At 59.0% G+C, this 21462-nt stretch carries 15 protein-coding genes and 2 pseudogenes; 9 read left to right on the top strand and 8 right to left on the bottom strand.

The window, feature by feature from the left end; all coding sequences use genetic code 11:
* Position 1 precedes the first annotated feature (1 nt).
* Positions 2–361: an IS66 family insertion sequence element accessory protein TnpB gene (gene tnpB / locus LOY26_RS14560; protein ID WP_009687920.1), complete on the bottom strand. Its 360-nt coding sequence runs from the start codon at positions 359–361 to the stop codon at positions 2–4.
* Positions 362–422: 61 nt separating this feature from the next.
* Here tnpB (LOY26_RS14560) and tnpB (LOY26_RS14555) point away from each other — a divergent pair, with 61 nt between their 5' ends.
* Complete coding sequence (gene tnpB, locus LOY26_RS14555; protein WP_258713693.1) at positions 423–680, top strand: IS66 family insertion sequence element accessory protein TnpB; 258 nt, start codon at positions 423–425, stop codon at positions 678–680.
* 18 nt (positions 681–698) lie between these two features.
* Positions 699–2255: an IS66 family transposase gene (gene tnpC / locus LOY26_RS14550; protein ID WP_258713692.1), complete on the top strand. Its 1557-nt coding sequence runs from the start codon at positions 699–701 to the stop codon at positions 2253–2255.
* Between the two features lie 162 nt (positions 2256–2417).
* Here the strand turns inward: tnpC and LOY26_RS14545 are convergent, their stop codons facing one another.
* From LOY26_RS14545 to LOY26_RS14525, 4 genes and pseudogenes are all read right to left on the bottom strand, one after another.
* The gene (locus tag LOY26_RS14545) at positions 2418–4649 is read right to left on the bottom strand and encodes a restriction endonuclease (RefSeq protein WP_258713691.1); all 2232 of its coding nucleotides are present in this window, start codon (positions 4647–4649) and stop codon (positions 2418–2420) included.
* Positions 4650–4853: 204 nt separating this feature from the next.
* A complete protein-coding gene (locus tag LOY26_RS14540; protein WP_258713690.1) occupies positions 4854–5636 on the bottom strand; it encodes a hypothetical protein in 783 nt (260 codons plus the stop codon).
* 188 nt (positions 5637–5824) lie between these two features.
* Positions 5825–6168: pseudogene (locus LOY26_RS14535) on the bottom strand (DEAD/DEAH box helicase); the annotation flags it as partial.
* Between the two features lie 437 nt (positions 6169–6605).
* On the bottom strand, positions 6606–10457 hold the full coding sequence (locus LOY26_RS14525; RefSeq protein ID WP_258713689.1) for a hypothetical protein: 3852 nt from the start codon (positions 10455–10457) through the stop codon (positions 6606–6608).
* 427 nt (positions 10458–10884) lie between these two features.
* On the opposite strand from LOY26_RS14525, the gene LOY26_RS14520 reads away from it, so the two are divergent.
* From LOY26_RS14520 to LOY26_RS14505, 4 genes and pseudogenes are all read left to right on the top strand, one after another.
* Positions 10885–11700, top strand: coding sequence for a hypothetical protein (locus LOY26_RS14520; protein WP_258713688.1), 816 nt, complete (start codon positions 10885–10887; stop codon positions 11698–11700).
* A gap of 57 nt (positions 11701–11757) precedes the next feature.
* A complete protein-coding gene (locus LOY26_RS14515) occupies positions 11758–11922 on the top strand; it encodes a hypothetical protein (RefSeq protein ID WP_258713687.1) in 165 nt (54 codons plus the stop codon).
* 60 nt (positions 11923–11982) lie between these two features.
* Positions 11983–12459 (top strand): helicase-related protein, encoded by a 477-nt coding sequence (locus LOY26_RS14510; protein WP_408980736.1) that lies wholly within the window; start codon positions 11983–11985, stop codon positions 12457–12459.
* A gap of 99 nt (positions 12460–12558) precedes the next feature.
* Positions 12559–12835, top strand: a pseudogene (locus tag LOY26_RS14505) (AAA family ATPase); the annotation flags it as partial.
* A 449-nt stretch (positions 12836–13284) separates the two neighbouring features.
* Here the strand turns inward: LOY26_RS14505 and LOY26_RS14500 are convergent.
* A complete protein-coding gene (locus tag LOY26_RS14500) occupies positions 13285–14199 on the bottom strand; it encodes a LysR family transcriptional regulator (protein ID WP_238338591.1) in 915 nt (304 codons plus the stop codon).
* 204 nt (positions 14200–14403) lie between these two features.
* On the opposite strand from LOY26_RS14500, the gene LOY26_RS14495 reads away from it, so the two are divergent.
* The 3 genes from LOY26_RS14495 (at position 14404) to LOY26_RS14485 (ending at position 18680) form a co-directional block, all read left to right on the top strand.
* Positions 14404–15429, top strand: a complete 1026-nt coding sequence (locus LOY26_RS14495; protein WP_186655868.1) for a zinc-dependent alcohol dehydrogenase family protein — start codon at positions 14404–14406, stop codon at positions 15427–15429.
* A 513-nt stretch (positions 15430–15942) separates the two neighbouring features.
* Positions 15943–17325, top strand: coding sequence for a hypothetical protein (locus LOY26_RS14490; RefSeq protein ID WP_258713686.1), 1383 nt, complete (start codon positions 15943–15945; stop codon positions 17323–17325).
* A complete protein-coding gene (locus LOY26_RS14485) occupies positions 17325–18680 on the top strand; it encodes an aminotransferase class I/II-fold pyridoxal phosphate-dependent enzyme (RefSeq protein ID WP_258713685.1) in 1356 nt (451 codons plus the stop codon). Before LOY26_RS14490 ends, LOY26_RS14485 begins: the two co-directional genes overlap by 1 nt.
* Before the next feature lie 61 nt (positions 18681–18741).
* On the opposite strand, the gene LOY26_RS14480 is transcribed toward LOY26_RS14485, so the two are convergent.
* Together LOY26_RS14480 and LOY26_RS14475 are read right to left on the bottom strand one after the other, a co-directional pair.
* A complete protein-coding gene (locus LOY26_RS14480) occupies positions 18742–20043 on the bottom strand; it encodes an MFS transporter (RefSeq protein WP_095064395.1) in 1302 nt (433 codons plus the stop codon).
* Positions 20044–20109: 66 nt separating this feature from the next.
* Positions 20110–21423, bottom strand: coding sequence for an L-fuconate dehydratase (locus tag LOY26_RS14475; RefSeq protein ID WP_258713684.1), 1314 nt, complete (start codon positions 21421–21423; stop codon positions 20110–20112).
* Positions 21424–21462: the final 39 nt, after the last annotated feature.

Here is a 21462-nt window from a genome sequence, read left to right as displayed (position 1 = left end):
GTCAGGCAACGAAACGGGGTGTCAGAACCTGATGTGGACGGTTGCGCCAGAGGTCGAAGCCGTCGAGTAACCAGTTAAGTTCCTGGACGGTCAGGACGATGGCTTCGTCGGTGGCGTCGGGGGAAGTTTTGAAACGTTCGGCTTCGAGGCGCTTGAGCCAAAGGCAGAAGCCGTTGCGCTCCCAGTACAACACCTTGATGCGGTTACGGGCTTTATTGAGGAAGACGAAAAGTACGGGGTCGAACACGGCGACTTTGATGTCCAGCTCGACCAGGGCGGTGAGGCCGTCGATGGATTTTCGAAAATCCACAGGCTTGGGGTAGAGGTAAACTTTTTCGACTTTGCTGTCGGGACGCATCATGGCGGACTGGCTCCAGAAAGAAATCGGGAGCGCAGCATCGGGCTTCAGGTAGTCGCTTGGAATGTGGGCTTCATGGAGCGGACACGTACTTTTCGTCTTCCTCAATAAAGCCCGTAACCGCATCAAGGTGTTGTACTGGGAGCGCAACGGCTTCTGCCTTTGGCTCAAGCGCCTCGAAGCCGAACGTTTCAAAACTTCCCCCGACGCCACCGACGAAGCCATCGTCCTGACCGTCCAGGAACTTAACTGGTTACTCGACGGCTTCGACCTCTGGCGCAACCGTCCACATCAGGTTCTGACACCCCGTTTCGTTGCCTGACCCGGTATAATCCGGGGCATGATTTCCTTGCCCGACAACCTTCCAGACGATCCCGTACTACTCAAGCAGATGTTGCTTGAGGCCTACGAAGCACGCTTGCGCGAGCAGGAAGTCAACGAAGCCTATGCCACCCACATCGTCGACCTGAAAGAACAGATCAAGCTGCTGCGTGATCGCCTGTTCAACCGCAAATCCGAGCAGACGGTCGATCCCAATACGCCGCAACTGGCAATGTTCAACGAGCCGGAAAGCGAGCCGTTGCTGGCCGTGGTTGAGGATGCGGACGAAGAAGTCGTTGCCCCAGTCAAACGTCGTGGCAAGCGCAAACCGTTGTCGGCTGAGCTGCCACGTGTCGAAGTCATCCACGACTTGCCCGAGCACGAGCTGACCTGCGCCTGCGGTTGCCGCAAACATGTGGTTGGCGAGGAAACCAGCGAGCAGCTCGATATCGTGCCGATGCAGATCCGCGTGCTCAAACATGTGCGCAAGGTCTACGGCTGCCGTGGTTGTGAAGCGGCGCCGGTCACCGCCGACAAACCGGCACAGCTGATCGAAAAGAGCATGGCCAGCCCCAGCGTGCTGGCCATGCTGTTGACCACCAAGTATGTCGATGGTCTGCCGCTACACCGTTTTGAAAGCGTACTGTCCCGGCATGGCATCGAAATCCCCCGGCAAACCTTGGCCCGCTGGGTAATCCAGTGCAGCGAACACTTCCAGCCGCTGCTGAACCTGATGCGTGAGCGGTTGTTGGAAAGCCCGGTGATTCACTGCGATGAAACGCGGGTGCAGGTGCTCAAGGAACCGGATCGCGACCCGACCAGCCAGTCCTGGATGTGGGTACAGGCCAGCGGCTTACCTGATCGACAAGTCGTATTGTTCGACTACACCACCAGCCGTGCGCAGGAGGTACCGTTGCGCCTGCTGGAGGGCTATCGCGGTTATGTCATGACCGATGATTACGCCGGTTACAACGCGTTGGCATTACAGCCCGGTGTCGAACGGTTGGCGTGCATGGTTCATGCACGACGCAAGTTTGTCGAGGCGCAAAAGGTGCAGCCCAAAGGCAAGACGGGACGTGCCGATGTGGCGCTGGCGATGATCAACAAGCTGTATGGCATCGAGCGTGAACTCAAGGATGTCAGCGATGACCAGCGGTTCATCGGTCGCCAGGAACGAAGCCTGCCGATCCTCGGCCAGTTGAAAAGCTGGCTGGACAAGACGCAGTCCCAAGTCACACCGCAAAGCGTGCTGGGTAAGGCGGTGCAGTATCTGGCGAACAACTGGAGCCGGCTGGAACGCTATGTCGAGGCCGGCCATTTGCCGATCGACAATAACCTGGCAGAGCGTGCGATAAAGCCGTTTGTCATCGGGCGCAAGGCCTGGTTGTTCAGCGACACGCCCAAGGGTGCTGCGGCTAGTGCACAGATCTACAGCTTGGTCGAGACCGCGAAGGCCAACGGCCAAGAGCCCTATACGTGGCTGCGCCACGTACTGGAGCGGTTGCCGCATGCCTCGTCGGTAGAGGACTACGAAGCGCTGCTGCCGTGGAACTGCTCACCGGAGATGCAACGGTAAATCGAAGCTCCATCTGGCGGTAGGTGGGGTTCATGGATCGCACTCGTGTCCCGTTACCTCGACCCGATCCGCGATCAGACTTCCGAGAGACCTCACCGCTGAACCTACCCCAGAAAATCCTGAGAACTACCTTAAAGCCCCAATCAACCATGCTTCCGAAAGCTACCGCTCTCTGCTGAACAGATCATCGATATCTAGCGCTTCGAGCCTGCTCTGTTCAGCGCGGGGCGATACGTAATTCTCTTCTTCTTTGAAGTAATTTTCCATGCGGTAGGAAATGTCGTAGGCGTCAACAATCTCATCCCTCATCGAGTTGGTAGCGGAGACCTGCCAACTCGTGAACTTTTCATCAATCATGTCGAGAAGGGTTTTGTTGGCCGCATCTACGTCCTCACCCTTGCTGAATACAATGCTCTCTTCGAACATCTCATCGAGTGAGTCGCTCATAAACTGATGAGCCAGTCTTGTGAATGGTTCTGTTGCTTCATCTGCGTCATTCAGCTCAAGTAATCCTATCAAGTCGCCCAGGGCCGGCAGATCTTTTTCGTCTACTCCGAAGTTGAGGATGTCCAGCACATATCTCTCGACAGTAGCGGGTGTGGCTAGTTCTTCATTCAGCGCATCTACCAGAGTTACCAGGCAGCTCTCGCAATTCCTAGTGACTGGATTATTCAAGATGACGGCGGTGACACTTCCAATGCGCCTGATTAATTCGGATTCGCTAAGGCCTCTTTGGGTACTTATATAAAGCTTCGCCAAGTATTCCGGATGACTGCCCTCAAAGCCAAGACTTTCCTCATGGTCGAAAAGTGATCTGCGCATTCCCATCGCCGTTTCTCCAGAAATGTCTTCGTTTCTTGTCATGTCCTGGAGTATTTTGATGGTGTTTAGGCTGCGTAAGCACTTAAATAAAGTTTCGAGCAGCGCCGGATCCTTTGCGTATCGGTGCAACAAAAAGTCACCAAGGGAAGGGTTAAAGAGTTTGTAGGAGCGCTTCTCGCCTGCCATCACGCGCGTCAGCAGTGAATTTGAGAGATGCCGAATTACGAAGCCGAACTCGCGATTGCCCTTAAAGCTCGCATGCTCAGGCATGCGCAGACCCACGGCATAGGCTCTAGCAAGATCCTGCTCAAGAATTTCGCTCCCGTTAAATGCGACCAAAAGCACCAAGAATCGACCAAAGTCGTCGAGCTGAGCGTCAAACGGATGCTCCCAAATTCTCGTTGGGTTATCCAGGAGGTTAGCAATGTGATTCCAGTATGCTTCAGCGGAGATGTCGATCAAACGCTGCGGGTCGGTGATGAACTGTATGATGCGTGGGTTAAAATTGCGGTGTCCAATAACCCTGTGGTAACGCTTATCTACGTAAAATGATTCTACATGCTCAGGGCTCAGCCCCGAATGCCATATATGGTTGTACAGGATGTGGGCTTTATCGAGGCTTGAGAGTGATTGTAGCTTGATCTCCATTTCGTTGCGGTTAACGTTGCCATTCTCAAAGGCATCGTTCAGGATTCGCCCCTGATTTAGAATAGTAGATCGTGAAGTCAGTACAAATTTCTTTGTCGCCCGATCACGATGAATCCGCTTGATGAAATTGACGATTTGGCTCCCCTCGTGCCCGGACAATGCTTCTAGGTAGTTTTTTCCTAGGAAATCGTCGAAATAGAACAGCTGCGGCCTATCAGGCACGTAGGCTTGCTCGGCCTCATGAGTATCATGGCTGACGCAGAGGAATTCGAAGCCATTTTTGGCGTAGAACAAGATAAGCTGCTCGGCGAGCGTAGTTTTTCCGATCCCCGCTTGACCAGTGATAATGACTGTTCCAAGCTGATTCAGCTTATCTACAGCCCATTTGAAATTTCGGGTCTGGACGAAAATTCTCGACTTCTCAACGATTTCGCTCAACATCGCATCGCTACGACCCATGATGGCATTGTTCAGCAAGTGAACAAGCACCGTAGCGCTGCTAATCCAGAGCTTGAAGTGCCTTTGCTCAACTCTTGGATGGCGGGCAAGCAAATCATTCAGATCCTCTTTGCCATAGACGCTTACAGGGCAGGAGGCGCCAAGAGCCTCCGTCAGCTCATCCTTGGTCGACCTCGACAGCGGATGGGATACCACGAGAATGTAGTGATCGGGCTTAAGCGCGGCGACCTTGGGCGCCTCCGATGTGCGCAAATGGGCAACCAGTTTCGAAAAGGGCGTAGCAGCCCAGTGCTTGGCCTGGAGGATCCATTCGCCGCCATTCGGGCTGAAGTAACGCCCATCCACGCCTTGGTCACGACCAGGCTTAAAGCGCTCAAATCGAACACCCTCAGAGGCACCGATGAGGTCGGTGCACAGCACCTCGAATTCTTTGTCGTTGAGTCGCGAAAAATCGTAGTCGTTCACTCTGGCACTCACTCCATGACAATTGTGCAAGATAGCACTTTGCCGGTTTACCTGGTGTCCACGAGATCTCCCGGGTGGGCTTTAAGGGGGCGTATGTGTTTCTGAACTGCATCCTCCTTAATCCATGCCTATAAGCCACCGGCTTGGCGCAATCTGGGTGTGAGTCGCGCGCCTGTATCAGAGTGTCGCTGCTCTGCAGAACAACTAGCTTCTGGCTGGTGCAAAACTCCTGAGGTCCTCGCACAAAGCAATGTCATAGGCTTCTGCTAGGTTAGCTATCTGCAGTCCGATGGATTTCCTGAGTGCTGCCAGGGCGTCACTAAAATGCTGCCACTCGGGGTCAGCCGAACTGCATCGTAGCGTTCTGAGGTCAACAGACTTCATCGCATTGAAGAAAACCAGAATCGTCTTAGTAAGCGATAGCAGAATGCCGTCGAGTGCTGTTCCGTCAACGAGCTTTCCCCGAATGGCGACAAATCGCCTGCGCAGTTCATCAAGTGATTCTCGGACGTGGTCGGGACATTCGGCATCGAATGTGGCCCACAACGACCGCCGATCCGTCATGGCGGAGACGATTTCCTTCGCAATCTGCGGTTCCATGCGTCCAGATTGAAGCAATGCCAGGCTGCGAGAGTACCCTTCGGTGCGCACCTCCGACACCATGGCTTCGTGGTCAATCTTCCATTTTCGGAGCAGGTCAGCTTCGTAAGCATCCTCGTCGCCATCGACGATGACTCCACACTCCCTGCAAAGCCACAGGCCGTTTTCGATGGACGTCCGCTCTACGACAGTCTGCGAGGCCTTGTAGCGGGGGCCCAGTTCGGAGGCCGCATGAATATGTGCGGCGTGTCCAGAAGTTAGAGCTTTAGTTGGGTCAGAGTGCGGTCCGATGGTGAGCTTGAGGCAACGCGGATTGGAGCAAAAATGTGCAGCCCGACGGGCAAGGGCTGTTTTTGTGGCTGCTTTGAAATCGTCCCTTTTGGTCACTATCAACCTCCCTATTAAACGCAAGTTCTTTGCCCCAAATAGTATCGCGTCGTAGGAGCGAAGTCTCTGGCCAGTGCAGCTAACTGTGATCCCTCCGGGGTTTTCAGGGTTCGACGCTGCGCCTGGGCAAACAAGATTGTCCCGAGGGGCGTTGCAGGTCTTAGTTCGGGGGAGAGGAAACGTCAGATTCAGACCGAACCCAATTGCCGGGCCAATGCCAACTCAACCGAGTTGCCGTCCTGATGCGGCACGTCCAAGCCAGAGTCTGGCATTTCTCCCGACGTACTCTCGGACACCATGATCTTCTAGCCATCAACTGCATGCAGATTATCTGCGATGTGCCAGCGTAGCCCAAGAAGATGATGCGAGTCGCTTGCGTTTGACCAAATCGCCCCGTACGACGGGCGGCCTGTTGCAGCGTGTACACGCTCCATCCCGACTGCATGAAGATGATTGTGGGGAACTTCAACAGGTCCAAGTCAGTTTTGACCGGTTCCGGGTAGGTGATCACGATATTCACTCCCCGGTCGACTGTACTGTGCCGGAATTAGATGGTGCGAATTGGTAATCAATCGCTCTGGGTTTTTCGTCCAGGCCTCACAGGTCACCTTGAAGGGAGTGCACCATCGCAATGCATTGAGGTGCCTGGCGAAGTTGTAGGCCATCATGAATGCCAGCACGTGCACCTTCAGCGCAGCGGAGTCGGGATAGCGGAAGGCGTTGATCGTTGCTTCTTAGATCGTAAGGTTCATGCGCTCGACCTGGCCATTGGTCCCGGGGTCGTAGACCTTGGTCAGACGATGCTTGAGGCCGTGCAAGTGGCAGACACAATCAAAAATGTGTCCACCGAAACTATTCGCGAGCCTGTGGACTGAGCGATGTGATTTGCAAGAGGTCTGCCTTGATCTTTGGGAACGTTAGCCCTAGGCCGTGATGGCTTAGGGGCAGCTTGATCATTCAGCTTCAGATTTATCCGGTCACCGATGCCGCAACCCATCCATCGAGCGGCGGGTATGTTGGGTAGCTACGGGGCTCGCGCTCATTGAGCAGTTTGCGCCGCAAGGCTTCAATCTCCGTCAGCAGCTCTCCGCTGCCTAAGTGTAACTTCCTGACCCTCCGGTCGATGTATCCGCAGGTGCCCCAGTGCCGAGGTGGCTGTGCCTCAAGAAGCATCCTCAACATATCGACCAATGTTGATGCATAAACGGGGGCGACGTCATCAGAGTCCTCGGCCCCGTTTGACAGTGTAGACAGCATATGCGTGAGCCGCATGAGCCCCATATCTGGTTCCATATGCTTCAGAAACTGCTTTATGAATGCTCTGGGGATCCACTCATCGACCTCTGTAAGTTCGTCCAGGACCCAAGGAGCAGCATTGGCCATTAGGCCGATCCACTGTGCGGTGAGTTGTTCATCTGCTGCGACCTCAAAGAGCGATTGCCATGCCTTCGGCAGAAAGTCGCCCGTGGTCTTTATATTCCGAGCCAGCATGATGTCAAATAGGCGCGGAGCATGTTTAGCACCCAGGGCTTTGATCGCCTCCGAGAGCTCAACAGTGTCATCTGACGAAAGCATAGTTCCCCAGCAAACCTCAAACAGCGGATGGTTGGCTTGTTGAGCGAAATGCGCTACGACAGGACGCCAGATCTTATCCGGCCCACCGTAGACTCCAATATACTGAACCTCTGGATGCCACCCTGTGTACACGTGCACAGCGGCATTCAGCAGCGCCGTTGGGGTATTCAGGATTGCCGGCAGTGAACTCAGCGCAACCAATCCTTCCCCTGGGAGGATGAGTGTCAGTATTTCAGGAGGAACTGACTTTCGCGTGATCGCGGTCGCTCGGAGCCAGTCACGGTCTTCGGCCGGGGTTTCTAGTTGCTGCAGCAGCGCATTTTGTTCTGCAGGTGCCAACAAGTCCCACCGCTGAACCAGGTCGGCGACAACACGGATACGAGCGCTGGTACCCGGTAATTCCAACAGCCTTTGCACGCGGCCTGAACGTGATGAGAGTTCGGAAGCTGTACCTTTAATCAGGATATCTGTCACACCTAGCATGTAGTCGCTGAGTCGGCGATTTTTGACACTGTTGTGCAGCAAATCAATCCAGTGATCCGCGATTCGCATGAGCGCTTCATTTGGTATATGCCCCAGTCCTTCAGACAGCACGTTGTAAAGGCGGGCTTCGCGAAAGACGGCGCCGGTAGGTAGCGCTTTCATGACCTGGCTCATCAACTCGCTGAACAGTTCCCAAGGGGGGGTGTCGCCGGTTTCCTCGATACGGTCGAAAAGCACAAGGCGCTCGATGAACGCTAAAGCAGCAATTGGAGAGCCTGCCATCGCTACCAGACCACTTTGGAGCTTGCGGCGCCTTTCTGGCTCGCAGTCACCCCAAACATCCAAGGCCGACTTGAGCACCTCAGTCGCGACAGCTGGGTGTTCTTCTCCGAATATACGATCCAGCAGATCATCGTCATCCGCACGGGGTACAGAAATCCACGCAGCGGCAGCTGGCGCTCGGATCAACGCGACGTCATAGCTGAGGAGGCGTCCTGCAGAGCTGGGCGTCATTTTTTTCGGATGACGCCTTAAGTGTGTAAGCGCAGCTGCGGCTTGCTCCGGCGAAATGACAGTGGCTTCGGCGTTGTCGAGCGCTTGAACAACATCCTTGATCTCCTTCCAGGGCCTTTCTTTGGCGAACATGTCGACTTCTATGGTCCCCCCCATGCTCCCAGCTGGGATGCGGGGCTGCCCGTTAAACCATTCCACATCGTCAATATCAAAATAGGTGACAGCTGAAACCCATTTGGAGATGTGACTTTGCGTTTCGGAAGGCAACTGCGTAAGTCGCTTCACCAAGAAGCCAAAACAGTCATCGCGTGTTCTTGGGAAGATCGAGCTTAGGCCATCGATTGCGATTTCAATCACCGCCGCGCGACCATCCGGGGTATCAAGTCGATCGTAGAGCCATGAAAGATTCCTAGCGGCCGCATCGGAGCTTTCCGGTGATAGGCTCAGCAGGGTGCGGCCCACTGTATCGAGAGCACTTTTTTCTGCGCGCGCAGTAGCACCGTCAATCAGAGACTCAGAACCCGCTCGGTAGAATGGATGGGTAAACGCATACAAGCCGCCTGCTCGAATTTCCACAATCCGGCGCGACTCCAGAATTTCGACCAATATATCCGTGCCAGAAGCGAGTTCCGGTAATGGATCGTAATGGGGCTCAGGACGCCTGCCCCGTGTCGTCTGGGCCCCCATGGAAATTGACTTGCCAATGACGGTACTTTTGCCAGGACGATCAGGCCCGCCAGCACCCATCGCGAATGCCAGCTCTGTAGGGGAAACCGGCAGGTCGGGTGTGGTCGAGATGGCCAAGGCGGTGATAAGAGGGGCAAGCCCCTCCGCCTTTAAGGCTCGGCCGAGCGTCTGAGCATCTTCTCGCGCGAGCCGAGTTATCTCAGGCAGCGTTGCACCCGCCGACAATTTATGGTGGTTTGTAGCAAGATAAAGCAGGCAGCCGGGTTCGAGATCGAGTGTCGAAGTGGAGAGCGCGGATTGGACACAGTCACTCAGCCATTTTGGGACGGAGTAGGTTGTGCAGGCCTGCATCCAGACATTTGATAAAAAAGCGCAGTCCAGATGGCCAAGCTCTATCCACTTCACGCCGCGTGTTTCCATCTCATCGACGGACTTCTTGCGCGTGACCTCTAGCAACCGGTCCTGCGCTTGGACTACGATAAGCCTTCGGTCTGCGCCGATCGACCCTAGCAATTGCTCAAGGAGAGCGAGCTCTCGGGCGGCATCGTCAGTGGCGTGCGCACCGCCAAAAGGATCATCCACAACGGCAAGGCGATTCTCGTTCACCGGATCCATCAAGTACCGTTGAGCCGATTGGACGCTTTCGGCAACTTTGACGATGAACCCCATTTGTTCAAAGTCACCCGCAAGTTGCCGCGATGTCATGGTCTTACCGATGCGTGGCCGACCCGCGAGGAGCAGTACTTTTTGCGTGGTTAGTTTGAGTTTTAGGTCTTCCTCATCTCCTCGGGCTATGTAGCCAGCGGGAGCCAGGCGTTCGTCGGGTCTGGCTGCCCGTATTTGCGTCCGGATCGCTGGCAGCACATCGGCGCCGGTGCCTTTCGCGTCGAAGATGATGGTCTCCAGGGCTGTCAACGTCCTGGCGATAAGGTCAGGAACGACTCCGTGAACAGACTGGAGAAGACTTTCAGACATTTGCTGCACCGTGCTTTCGTCCAGCCGCTCGATTATGCGTACACGTCGTACGGCTTGACGCAGCGCTGGATCCTTCAGCAGAGAGAAGAGGGTGCCGATGGCCTTTCTGCGCTGTTGTTGCAGAGGACTATCCCCATCGAGGGGCACTTCATAAGACGCTAAACCTTTTCGGATATTTGCAAGGTCTGGCTTCTTGATTCGAGTCGCTGGCCAAGGGGCAATCGGATCGCCAAGATCGGCCACATAAGTAGATGTGGCATCATCACAGCGGCCAGAAGCTATCATCATGACGTTTTGGGTAGGGATGTTGACCAGACGTGCAATCAAAGGATCCTCGGCCTCGTGTGCCGGGAAATGGGCAAGCCAATCCGCGAGGTCATCAACAGTGACTTTTGCTTTCGCTCCTTTGACCTGAATTTCAACGACATTGCGACTCAAGCCATCGTCAAAAACCAATTGCGCATCTTCGCCACCGCGCGGTTCGATTTCCAATTGCGCGTGTGCGCTCTGTGCGTGCTGCAGTGCCAAAAGCAGACATACACGATCCTGGAATTTGTATTTTTTGGGGCCAATGATTTCGATAGACATCCAGTTCCTCATCGATCTGCAGTGCGGTGGTGCAATCTAGCCGAATCATCCTGCCTCGACCATGGTCCTGAAGTTCGGTTGATAGCAAAAATCAGGATGGGTTAGGGTTATTGCGGTCAACCGTCGGGATTGGCCTGGGCGCTTTCGACCTGGGGGGATTGATGAAACCCATAAAGGCCGTGGCAGCGACGGCGGCCTCAGCCGCTTGCTCGGCATGCTCTGCGGCGCGCCGGAATGCCGACGCCTGTGCCTGACCGCGCCCCCGTGGAATTGAACGTCCAGCAATGGCGGCAGACCTTCCAGCGGTTGGGGCTGGACGAAGCCGTGCGCGACCGGCTTCAGCCGGTGATCGACGACTTTGACCAGGCTATCCGTCACCTGCGCATCCATTGGCGTTCTAGTGACGCCTCACGGCATCGTTATGAGGATGCGGCCAGCGCCTTCCAGACCATGCTCCGCCCCTATCTACTGCGGCCGGGACAAGCGCGAAGACGCCGACGTCCTGCGCTTCACCGAGCGCACCCGTGGGGAGAGCCATCGCAATACCCGCGAGCCAGTCAGCGTGAATGTTCAGCGCCTGGCGCTACCCTGGCGTCAGGCGGTGTGTGCGACCGAGGCGCTCTCGGTGGCGTCGCGGCTGAAGAAAAACGCCACGGCCAAGCGCCTGCGCCTGACCCTGGCCAACGGTCACGGGATCGCCGACCTGCTCGGGCAGATCAACGAACCCGAGGAACCGTCCGCATCGATGCAGGACCAGCCACTCAATCCGCTCGATGAAAAGCGCCAGCAGCGCGTGCAATGGTGGTTGAAGAGCGCTGCACAGGCGTTCCAGCGACCTCATCACCTGTTCGAGCATCTGGTGATCGAGGCCACGATCAGCGCCATCGAAGCGGTGCATGAGCGCAATGAGAAGGTCCTGGTGTTCGGTCGCTTCACCGCGCCCATGCGCGCCCTGGTACGCTTGCTCAACGCCCGGGAAATGCTGCGCAGGTTGGACGCTGGTGTGTACTGGCCGCAGAGCGTTATCCGCGCCGATGACACGGACGATCATTCCGAGTGGGCCGCGGTACAGGTTGCCCATCGCCAGTTGCAGTCCCCGCTGGACCTTGCCGTGATCCCCGACCTGGTGGCCCGCCAGTCCAATAGCCAGGGCGCGCGCCGCGAGCAACTGCGCCGGCGTCTGCTGGGGTGGCTGGATGCGGGGCTGGACCAACAAGAGCAACTGCCCCGGGCCATGTTTTGATGCCTCAGGGACGCCGAACTCAACAAGGACCTGGCTGATGCAGCCGAGAAGCATCCCGTGGCGCTGTTCACCCGGGCGATCCTCGGCCTGACTGGCGATCAGGCCGGATCACCGACCCCCGAGCATGTCTGCGCAGCCTTCCGCCATTTACTGGAGGCCGCCAGTGACCGGTATGCGGACGACAGCGACATCGCCCTGGACGAAGTGGCCTTGCAATGGTAACCGCTCCTGGCCCGCCTGCAGTATGAATACGCCCTCCAGGAGGGTGGCTTCGCCCGCTTGATGTATGGCGGCACCGAGCAGTCCACCCGCCGCCTGTTGCAGATGGCCTTCAATCCTTCCGACAGCTTCCCCCGGGTGCTGGTGGCCCAGTCCGCCGTCGGTCGCGAAGGCCTCAACCTCCCCCTAGCTTGCCGCACCGTGATTCTCATGCACCCGGAATGGAACCCCGGCGTGGTCGAGCAGCAGATCGGCCGGGTCGATCGGGTGGGCAGTCACTGGAGTCGCCAGCTGGGAGAAGCGTTGGAGCGGGATGTTCCAGCAGCGGAGCTACCACGTATTGATGTGCATCCGGTGATCTTCCGAGGGACTTACGATGAACATAACTGGCAGGTTTTATTGGAGCGTTGGGATGACCTGCGTGCTCAGTTACATGGCGAGGTGATCCCTGCCCGAAAGGCTGAGGGAGATTTGGAGTATGAGAAAGTGTTGGCGAATTTGCAGGCTAGCGCACCTTGTTTCTCTCCGTTACGGCGATAAATGCAGACTGTCATCGCGACGACGTGATGGTCAGGATATTGCCCAGATGTTTGGTAGTTCGCGGGCCGCTTCTACTGGACAGCAATGACCAGAGGGTGTTTGGTGACCCGACTCAAAGCCGATCGCCTGCACCACAGCGGCTGCCTGGAAGACATCGACCACCGCAGCGCTCGCGGGCTGGCAAAGGCCTTGATCCTGCGACTGGACAGGAAGCAGTGGCTCCGCGATGGGCTGAGTCCGATAATTGGCGGCCCGACCGGAGTGGGGGAAACCTCGTTCGACTGCGAAGTTGCCCACTAGACCCGTCTTGCGCTTACCACGCTCGATGGGAGAGCCGTGCCTGGCTCACGGCGACGGTCCACTAGCGAAACTGATTCCGACAACACTGGGGCTGGCCTGTGATTCTTGAAGGGTGGTCACGGCATACTTCAATTACCAGGCGGTGCCGGGAAACCAGTCATGTCTTGATGGTTTTCGAGTTGCAGTCTGTTGCTTATGGCGGTAAGCCCTCAAGCGACGTAGACAGAGGGACAGGCTTCGGTAGCGCGCTATGGACGGCTGCTCATCCTTACCCAGAAGGACGCTTTGCGTCACGTACTCGAGGCAGGGAGGGATACGGGGGCGCTTGTCATAGGCACACAAAAGGAACAGCGTGGTCGGCCGTTTACCGAAAGCGCTGAGCATTTTCGGTTGGGGGCATCCTTTTCAAAACACCCAAAGCATGCCCTCAAATATGCCCCAAATTTAGCAATTAGCTGGAAGAAAATGGCTATTCGAGCCTAGAAAAAGGCAGAAGTTATCAGCTAAAAAGTATGCGCCAAGCCCCTAAAGACTCTCAGGGTCCCCAAAGAACATCTGTATCCGCGACCGCAACCATCGCTCAGCCGGGTCGTTATCCTGCGCCCCGCGCCAAGCCATGTGCAGCTCGAAACTGCGCACTTCAATCGGCAGATCTTCCGCCCGCAAGCCCCCCGCAGCCGTCAGTGCATCCGCCGTGTAGTCCGGTACCGTGGCAACGATATCGGTCCCCGCCAGCAAACTCCCCAGCCCGTTGAACTGCGGCACCGCAAGCACCACGTGGCGCTTGCGGTCAATTTCTTCGAGCGCTTCATCGATGAACCCGGACAGGTCGCCGGCGAACGACACCAACGCATGCGGCCGGGCGCAGAAGTCATCCAGGGTGATGCTGCCCGGCACGCTGTCGGCACGCAGCAGTTTCGGCTTGCTGCGGCGCAGCACCTTGCGCTTGGCGTTGGCGGGCAGCTCGCTGGTGTAGCTGACCCCCACTGAGATTTCGCCCGAGGCCAGCAAGGTAGGCATCAGCAGGTAATTGACCCGGCGCACCACCAACACGATACCCGGCGCTTCGGCGCGGATACGCTTGAGCAGTTGCGGCAGCAGGGCGAATTCGGCGTCGTCCGACAGGCCGATGCGGAACACCGCATTGCTGGTGGCCGGGTTGAACTCGGCGGCGCGGCTGACGGCGGTGGAGATGGAGTCCAGCGCCGGAGAGAGCAGGGCAAAGATCTCATGCGCCCGTGCCGAAGGCTCCATGCTGCGGCCAGTGCGCACGAACAACGGGTCGTCGAACAGGTTGCGCAGACGCGACAGGGCCGCGCTGATGGCCGGCTGGCCGAGGAATAGCTTCTCGGCAGCACGGGTCACGCTGCGCTCGTGCATCAGCGTTTCGAACACGATCAGCAGGTTGAGGTCTACACGACGCAGGTCGTTTCGATTCATCGGTGCGCTTCGCCTAAAGTGGGGCAGGGGTGAATCTTAAGGCCAAAGGCTGTTACCCTGCACCGATTTCCGGGTGCCAATTCATAGGAATGTCAGGTGCCCAATCGATGACAAGCATGTCGACTATTAATGACCACTGATGGTCTAACGGCCAAAGCCCGGATAAAGTCCGTGGTATTAGAGGTTCACAAGGCGAGGTATGCGATGTCCCGCATGATCCGATTCCACAAGTTCGGCGCTGCCGATGTGCTCCGTTGCGAGGAGCAGGCCGAACCGTCGCCCGCCGCCGACGAGGTGCAGATCCGCGTCGAGGCAATCGGCGTCAGCTGGTATGACGTGCTCTGGCGTCAGAACCTGGCCCCCTCCCAGGCCCGCCTGCCGGCGGGGATCGGTCATGAAATGGCCGGGGTGGTGACAGCTGTAGGCGAAGGGGTCGAGGACATTGCGGTGGGCGACCGGGTCGCCAGCTTCCCGGCCACCAGCGCCAATGATCACCCGGTATACGGCGACGTGATCGTGCTGCCACGCACGGCAATCACCCGGTATCCGGATATCCTCACGCCGATCGAAGCCAGCGTGCACTACACGCCGCTGCTGATCGCCTACTTTGCCTATGTCGACCTGGCCCGCGCCAAGGCCGGGCAAACGGCGCTGGTCACCGATGCCAGCCACTGCGCAGGGCCTGCGTTCGTGCAACTGGGCAAGGCCCTGGGGCTGAAAGTGTTTGCCGCCACCAAGGCGCCCGAGCAACGCGAGTACTTGCTGGGGCTGGGGGCGGACAAAGTGATCGTCACCGAGGAGCAGGACCTGCTGCTGCAGATCGGCAAGTACACCGACGGTCGCGGCGTGGACATGGTCCTCGATGGCATGGGTGGGCCGCAGATGTCGCTGCTCGGCGATGTCCTGGCACCCCGAGGCAGCCTGGTGTTGTATGGCCTGCAAGGTGGCAACCAGACGCCATTCCCGGCTTGTGCGGCGTTCCAGAAGAACATCCAGTTCTATGTGCACTGCATCGGTAACTTTACCGGCAAACCGGAACTGGGCATCAGCCAGGACCAGGTTGCGCTGCAGCGTGCCTTGCGCGATATCAACCAGTTCACCGCCGACCAACTGCTGACGCCGCAGATCATCAAGGTGTATCCGTTCGATCAGGTGGTCGAGGCACATCGGTATATGGATGAATGCCCTTGCGGGGGGCGGGTGGTGCTGGATATGGCGCAGCCTGCGTGATCTGACATTGACGACAACAGGAACCCGGGCACAGTCCCGGGTTTTTGTGTTTTGCGGCTGCACATTTTCAGCGTGATACTTGTAGATAATCAGATGCATCCTACAAATTAATAATACGTGGACTACATACTTCAAGGGGTTACCGTTTATTGCGGTAATATCCTGGAAGAGATTTGAAGTTGAACGCTTGCAGTGTTCCATTCATTGTGTGTTGGCGCACTGGCTGAATGGTTTTTTTACCCTCATCTGTATCTTCTATTCGATGTGCAACTCTCGATAATGGCCTAGTGATAGTTTGCGCAAGGAGCGTGGAATGAGCATGGCTATGCCCGAGCCAGGGCAGTGTATGGCGGCAGCCTGTCATCAGTGTGGGGCATTTTTTTCGATGGCTTGGCGACAGAGCATGTCACATCGTTACTTCCCAAGACTTGTAGGGAAATTCTTCAGGATCGATGCACTACACGGTGTGCAGTTGACCCTGTAATGAATGCATGAAGTTGATGAGGTGATTACGTGAGCGCTATCCACGAACAGGCGATGCACTATATCTACCAGCAAGTGTTGGAACGCTTGTTGAGCCATATGTCCCAGGCGCAGCGCGCGTCTGTGCAGTTGCTGATACAGCGGCTGCTGGTGGCTGCCGGTGGCCCCGAATACATCGGCACATTCCGTTTGCTGGTACTGCAGGGCAATGACCGCCGAAGTGCCCACCTGTTGGCCATTCTGCGCGCCGCCCAGTTGAGTATTGCCTTGCGCGCCCCGGTGACCTTCCAGTTGCGGGTACTAGTGGTCAACCTGCCGACTGCCGGCAATGCCGCGCTGGACAACCATGAACGCAGCTTCAACGCCTTGTTCATGCAGGATGACCCGCGGGTACAACTGCAGATGACCGAAGGCTGCGAGGTGGTGCCGTTCAATCGTCGGCCCTCGGCGTCGACCGAGCGCTGGGCCCAGGCACGCAATGCCATGCTGATGTTCGGGCACGGGGTCGATGCCCGGCCCGAAGCCCTGCTGGGCAGCCGGCTGCATCTGGAGCTGGCGGGTGCCGTGGGTGTTGCGCTGCAGGCGCAGTCGCGTGCGGATGTGCTGATTACCGCCGTACCTGCCCGGCAGCGACGCCGTTACCTGGCCTGGGCCCGGCGTAGCCTGTGCCAGGCAGGGGAGCGCGGGCCCCATCTGCTGCATCAGTGCCTGGCGACATTGGCCAGCGGGCTGGGCAGGTTGCAGGGGGTTGCCGGGTCACCCCTGGAGCCTGTAGGCGACCCCTGCCGCGTAGTCGCGGAGGATGCCACGTTGCGGGTGATCGCTATCGATGACTTGCTGCCCCATCTGCTTGAACAAGAGCAGCTCGACCTCATGCTCGGCTGCCGCCTTGACCCTGACCAGGACGCCTGGCCGCTGGCGGCCTTCATCGACCCTAAGGCCCTGGCACAGCTGCACGAACTGCGCGCTCGTTGCAGCGAGCCAATGGGCCATCGACAGGCGTTGCGGCTGGCCGGCCCTTGCGCTTTCGATGGGCAGCGCGAGCCAGCTTCGGGGCATCCGGGCAAAGCCTACGGCATCAGCCAGACCCAGCTGGTATGCCTGTTGTTCAGCCCCTTTGCCAGGCAAGGCAAGGGCCTTGAGCGTTTTCTGCAATGCCGTCATCCCGACATGCAGGTGGCGTTGCCCTACCTGCATCGGGCCTTGCAAGGTAAACCGTGCCCCGATGCGGTGAAGGACTGGCTGGTGAATACCAGTGGCTTGGCACTTGTGCAACTGCGGGCGATTTATGAGGGGCGTCTGCAACCCGCGTCCAGGCGCTTGATGGCGAACCTGGCCCGGCGTGATGTGCACCTGAAATTGTTGCCGGCGCCGTTCGTAGCGGGACGACCTGGCCTAGAGGGCTTGCCCTGATGGGGCGATCGCTGCCGGGCGACTACGCCTATCGCAAGGTGTATCACTACCTCGAATCGCTGATCGACGAGGCCCAGGGGCTTGAGCCATGGCGCCTGCCCTCGTTGCGCACGCTGTCCCGGCGCTTGCGCGTATCGCTGGCCACTGTGCAGAGCGCCTACAGCCTGCTTGAAGAGGAGGGCCGTGTGCATTGCGTGCCGAGGTCGGGCTACTTCGTGCGCGTGGATGTGCAGCCGGGTGGCCCGCCGTTGCCAGCACCGAGCGGGCTAAGCAACGTACCGACGCAGCCCATGCTGGAACGTTCATTGTTTACCCACGAGCGGCGCCTGGCACGCCAGCGGGCTTGGGCGGCTGCCCCGCTGGAGGAGGTCGGCAGCGCGCGGCTGCGTAATGCGCTGGCCGAACGCTATACCCGCTCATCCAGCCATTACTGGCGTGCCGAAGAGGTGCATCTTGCCCCCGACGTACAGGCGTTGCTTGAGGTTGTGCTGGCGGCGCTGGCCCTGCGCGGGGGCACCGTGCTGGTGTGCTCGCCGTGCTGCTGGCAAGTGCTGCGCGCGTTGCAGCGTTGCGGCATGCGCGTGCTTGAGGTGCCACTGAACGCATACGGCGCTGCAGACCTGCAGGCGTTGGCGGGTTTGCTCAGCGCGGAGCCGGTGGGCATGCTGATCATGCCGTCCTGCCTGAGCATGCCCCAGGGCCGGCTGATGTCGCAGCACGACCAGCAGCAGATAGGCCAACTGCTGGGCGAGTACCCGGTGTGGTTGCTGGAGAATGACCTGGACAGCGAGTTGTGCTTCAGCGGGCCGCCGGCTGCGCGCTTGCGCGATTGGGTCGACCCGCGCTGGCTGTTGATGATGGGCTCGTTCGAAGCTGCGGTGGGCGGCGAAGCGCCCTACGCCTATGTGCTGGGGCGGCATGCAACGCTGACCGAGGCCTTCGCCCAGCGTGCGTTTCAGCTTGCGCCCTTGCGGCTGCAGGCGCTGGCGCTGATGCTCGGCAAAGGCGAAATCGAACGCCAGTCAGAAAAGCTGCGCGCAGAACTGCAATGGCGCATGGAGTGCCTAGGCCAACAACTCAGGTTGCAACTGGGTGAGCAGGTCTCCTTCCAGATGCCCGAGGGTGGCTGGACCCTGTGGCTGCGGTTACGCCGGCCAGTGCCGTTGGATGGCATCGTGGCGGCGCTGTCAGGCACCGCCTTGCGTGTGGTCCCGGGCGGGCAGCACAGCCTGCAGGTGCGTCATCAGCAATACCTGGCGCTGCGGTGGGTGGGGGAAGGGCTCGATGCGCTGCAACAGGCTCTGGAGAAGCTGGCGCAGGCGCTGGAGCTGCGTTGCGGCCGGCCAGTGGGGTAGCAGTCGAGGGTGAATGGTAACAGGGGCCACTTTACGGCCCCTGTTGCGGGTGCCCGTCTGCCTACTGTTCCTGCCCCTGGCGCAAGCGGGTGCTGATCAATGCCGCCAGTACCAGCATCGAGGCGATGATCCACAAGCCGTTGCGGGTGCTGCCGGTTGCCTGCTCGATCAGGCCCATCACCGACGGCCCGACGAAGCCGCCAAACAGGCCGCACGTGGTGACGAAGGCCAGGCCCGCCGCCAGCGCGTTGCCGCTCAAGCGGCTGGAGGGGAAGACGAAGATGATCGACTGCACCACGAACAGCATCAGCGCGGTCAGCGAAAACCCGATCAGGCCGATGAACGAACTGGACAGCGAGGCGAGCAGCAGCCCGGCCGACATGGTCAGCAACCCGAAGAACAGCAAGGTGCGGCAACGATTGGGCGAAGTCGCCAGGCGGGGCAATGTCGCAGCGCCAATGGCGGCGGCAATCCACGGCACCGAGGTCAGCAATCCGACCTGGAAGGGCGACAGCGCGGCATAGGTGCCGATGATGCCAGGCAAGAAGAAGATCACCGTGTAGATGGTGATCTGGTGCACGAAGTACACCGCGATCGCCAACCAGATCTGCTTGTCGCGAAACATCTGCCCCAGCTTGCTTTGTTGCGGCGCCGCAGCCCGTTCGGCGTTCAGGCGGCGCTCGATGTCCTGGGCATCGGCGGCTGACAGCCAGGGCGCCGATGCCGGGCCATCGGGCAGTTTTTTCCACACCACGTAGGCCAGGGCCACCGCAGGCAGGCCTTCGAGCACGAACAGCCATTGCCAGCCGTGCCAGCCCAGCACGCCGTCCATTTCCAGCAGGGCGCCGCCCAGCGGCCCGCTGAGGATGTTGGCCACGCATACCCCCAGCAGGAAGTAGCCGGTGGCACGGGCACGCTGTTCGCGGTCAAACCAGTACGTCAGGTACAGCATGACGCCAGGGAACAGGCCGGCTTCGGCCACCCCCAAGAGCAGGCGCATGATGTAGAACGAGGTTTCGCCCTGGACGAACGCCATGCCCGCCGAGAGCAGGCCCCAAGTGATCATGATGCGGGTGATCCAGAAGCGCGCGCCGACCCGGTGCATGATCAGGTTGCTCGGCACTTCGGCCAAGGCATAGGTCAGGAAGAACAAGCCCGCGCCCAGCCCATAGGCCGCCGCCGACAGGCCCAGGTCGATGCCCATGCTGGCCTTGGCCAGGGCGATGTTGGTGCGGTCGAGAAAGCTCATCACGTAGACGACGATAAGCAGCGGCATCAATTTGCGCAGCAACAGGCCGTTAAGGCGCTGTTCGGTAGCGACGGCAGGCGCGGCGGCCGCTGTCGTGCCAGTGAGGATTGTCATTGTTTTTTCCCCGTGAAAAGTGCTGGTGGTGTGCCGCGCCAATGGCGGCACACCGAGGTGGGTAGGTCAGGAACGGTTGATGTCGAGCCACACCGCGCCATTGGGGTACTGGTAGCGCTCCAGGGTGTCAGCGTGCATTTCTATGCTGTAGCCCGGGCGCTGCGGTGGCATGTAGCGACCGCGGCGGATCACCACCGGGTCGAGGAAGTGTTCGTGCAGGTGATCGACGTATTCCAGCACCCGATTGTGCAGCGAGGCCGACACGGCGATGTAGTCGAACAAGGCAATGTTCTGCACATATTCGCACAGCCCGACCCCGCCGCCATGCGGGCAGACCGGCACATCGTACTTGGCGGCCATCAGCAGCACGATCAGCACCTCGTTGAGGCCACCCAGGCGGGCTGCGTCCAGCTGGCAGAAGTCCAGCGCGCCGGCCTGGAACATCTGCTTGAACATCACCCGGTTGTGGCAGTGCTCACCGGTGGCCACGCCAATGGGTGCGATGCGCTCGCGGATGGCGGCGTGCCCGAGGATGTCATCCGGGCTGGTGGGTTCTTCGATCCACAGTGGCTCGAACGCCGCCAGACGGCGCATGTTGGCCACCGACTCATCGACGCTCCAGACCTGGTTGGCGTCCATCATCAGGGTGCGTTCCCAGCCAATTTCGTCGCGCAGGATGCTGGCGCGGCGGATGTCTTCCTCAAGGTCAGCGCCGATTTTTTGCTTGATGTGGGTCCAGCCCTCTGCCACCGCCTCACGTGCCAGTTGGCGCATCTTCTCTTCGCTGTAGCCGAGCCAGCCGGGTGCGGTGGTGTAGCCGGGGTAGCCTTCGCGCAGCATTTGCGCTTCGCGCTGGGCCTTGCCTGGCGCCTGGCGGCGGAGCAGGGCGATGGCCTCTTCGGGGGTCAGCACGTCGGTCACGTAGCTGAAGTCCAGGCAACGTACCAGTTGCTCAGGGGTCATGTCGGCCAGCAGCTTCCACACCGGTTTGCCTTCGCGCTTGGCCCACAGGTCCCAAATGGCGTTGATGATGGCCGCCGTGGCCAGGTGGATCACGCCTTTTTCCGGGCCCAGCCAGCGCAGCTGGCTGTCGCCGACGGTGAAGCGGTGCCAGAACGCGCCCATGTCGGCGGTGATGTCTTCCAGGGTCTGGCCAACGATCATCGGTGCCAGCGACTGCACCGCCGCCGCGCAGATCTCGTTGCCACGGCCGATGGTGAAGGTCAGGCCGTGGCCTTCCAGGGCAGCGGCGTCGGTGTGCAGCACGACGTAGGCGGCCGAGTAGTCAGGGGCGCTGTTCATGGCGTCGGAGCCGTCCAGCGACAGCGACGTCGGGAAGCGGATGTCACGAACGCTCAGGTGGGTAATGCGTATGCTCATGGCGGACTCTTGTTCTGGTCGGGCAGTGGGAGACCTGAC

It is taken from the genome of Pseudomonas sp. B21-047, from assembly GCF_024748775.1.
Lineage (GTDB): Bacteria > Pseudomonadota > Gammaproteobacteria > Pseudomonadales > Pseudomonadaceae > Aquipseudomonas > Aquipseudomonas capeferrum.
This window is presented reverse-complemented; position numbering and strand designations above follow the sequence as displayed.